This window comes from Salipiger aestuarii (genome assembly GCF_003259905.1).
Taxonomy (GTDB): Bacteria; Pseudomonadota; Alphaproteobacteria; order Rhodobacterales; family Rhodobacteraceae; genus Salipiger; species Salipiger aestuarii.
The window spans coordinates 1-1,908 of the sequence record NZ_QLMG01000111.1 but is presented as its reverse complement, the minus strand read 5'-3'; the positions used below and the strand labels follow the sequence as shown (position 1 = coordinate 1,908).

Sequence of the window (1,908 nt, the reverse complement as noted above, 5' to 3'; positions counted from 1 at the left end):
GGGCGCCGCGACGGATCCAAGCCCCTTACCAGATGTGTGGAAAAAATACTTCGGTTGGCCACATCGTGGCCAATCCTTTCCTTAGAAACTTAGCTTGACGGAACTCTGAAATGGAGGTGTCAGGTTCAGGTGAAGTCTGTCCCGCAAAAATCTGCGACAGCCGGAAAGAGACGGCTTCCACTCCCGTTTTTCGGGGTGGATGTGAACTTTTGCCGGAACCCACAATGCGCCCATTTCGGCGTTCGTCCCGATCCCCGGGATGGTCGGGGACTGAAAGCTGGGCTCCGCGAATGCCAACTTCCCGCGGGGAAGAGTCGGCGGATCAGCCGACAACAAATACTTCGAGTGCGGCTCTTGCGGGAAAGAATCCAGCGTTAAGAATACACACGCCTTCGGCGGTTGTAACGCTTCCATGGAAAGGCGTGCAGCAATGGGGGATGCCCTTCTCACGGGAAGACGTTGGAGACATGGCCGGAGCTCTACTGGAAGAGCGGTCGGACGAAAGCCGGCCATCAAGGATATGCCTGCAAAAGGTGCCGATCGACCGTCACGATCGGGCATCCAGCGCGCAACCATCGCCGGCAATCGAAGAACGGGCAGATCCTGAAACTGCTTGTTCACGGGACCTCCCTGCCGAAGATCACGGAGATCGCCGATGTCGCGCTGCGTGATGTCTATCGGAAGATCGACTTCATCTACGATCGGGTTCGAGGGTTCACCGATAGGCGGGAAGGTGATCTCCGCGATGTCGACTGGGAGAGGTATGGCCGCCGCTTTGCGACGGACAGCCAGACGCTGACGCTCAACTGGCGCAACCGCAAGAAGCGTGCCTCCGTGTCCGTGCAGCACCTCTGCACCGCGCACGCGAACTCCGGCTTCATCGTCCTCGGGCATCTCCAATTCGACCCTGCGGGCGACATGGCGCAGATCGAGGTCGACATGTCAGCCAATGAAGTCCTGGCGAAGGACCGCTGTTGGCGGCCGCCATGGACGTCTCTGGACGGCTTCCGAGTTCAAGAAATATCTCGGCGACATCACCGCCGGCGTCGAGATCCTCGCGGACGTCGATCTCGGCCTTCAACTGCCCCATGAAGGCGGCCTCGTGCGCCAGGGGATATCCAGCAATATGCCCACATGCCCACGCACTGATGCTCCGCCGGATGGTGTCGAAATCCGACAGCCGCTTCTTCTTCGTCCAGGACGGCGACGCCGGTCTCAGCAAAACCTTCCTCGCCGCCTTCGCGCCAGAGGACGCCGCGGGCCTGGTGGATGTGGCCACAGTGTCCTTCGGAAAATACGGGGTCAACGACACCCGCGAGGGTCTCTATGCCAAGGGGCGGAAAGACCTGCGCAACGACCTCAACCTGACGGCACAGCAACTCGACAGCCTGCCGGAGTTCGTATTGAACGAGGAGATCGGCAGGGAAATCGTAAAGCGGCTTGCTGGCCGGGCTCTCGGCTCTCCCTTGGAGTGGCCCTACCACACGAAGTCGGAACCCTCCCGTGTCATTGATCTCGAAACGGACCGACCAGAGCTCTCAACGGAACGATGCGCACGGTTGATGCGTCTCGCCACGCTGCGGAGCGTGGATAGCTATTTCCACAAGATTCGCAGCAATGTGCGGCTGGCCTCACGGCCGGTCTCCACGCCAAGCGCGAATGGACGCGCCTGGGATCGGCACTTCCTCTACAAGCCCGAGATGCCGGTCAAGATCATCGAGATCTGCCGATTCCATCACAACTGGATGGGATCGCGCGACACGAAGCGAACGCCCGCGATGAAACTCGGCCTCGCCAAAGGTAAGGTCTACGAGCGGGATCTCTTCGGAGAATGAACGAAAAAGCGCGCTGCCAATGGCAGCGCGCAATCTTCCACACATCTGGTAAGGGGCTTGGGGGCGGTCAGCG

2 protein-coding genes are annotated in these 1,908 nt (G+C 60.1%); one reads left to right on the top strand and one right to left on the bottom strand.

The features are described from left to right. Nucleotides 1-81 precede the first annotated feature (81 nt). Nucleotides 82-894: a hypothetical protein gene (locus ATI53_RS23095; protein ID WP_146610014.1), complete on the bottom strand. Its 813-nt coding sequence runs from the start codon at nucleotides 892-894 to the stop codon at nucleotides 82-84. A 266-nt stretch (nucleotides 895-1,160) separates the two neighbouring features. Here ATI53_RS23095 and ATI53_RS22720 point away from each other — a divergent pair, with 266 nt between their 5' ends. Next, nucleotides 1,161-1,835: a hypothetical protein gene (locus ATI53_RS22720; protein WP_146610013.1), complete on the top strand. Its 675-nt coding sequence runs from the start codon at nucleotides 1,161-1,163 to the stop codon at nucleotides 1,833-1,835. Nucleotides 1,836-1,908: the final 73 nt, after the last annotated feature.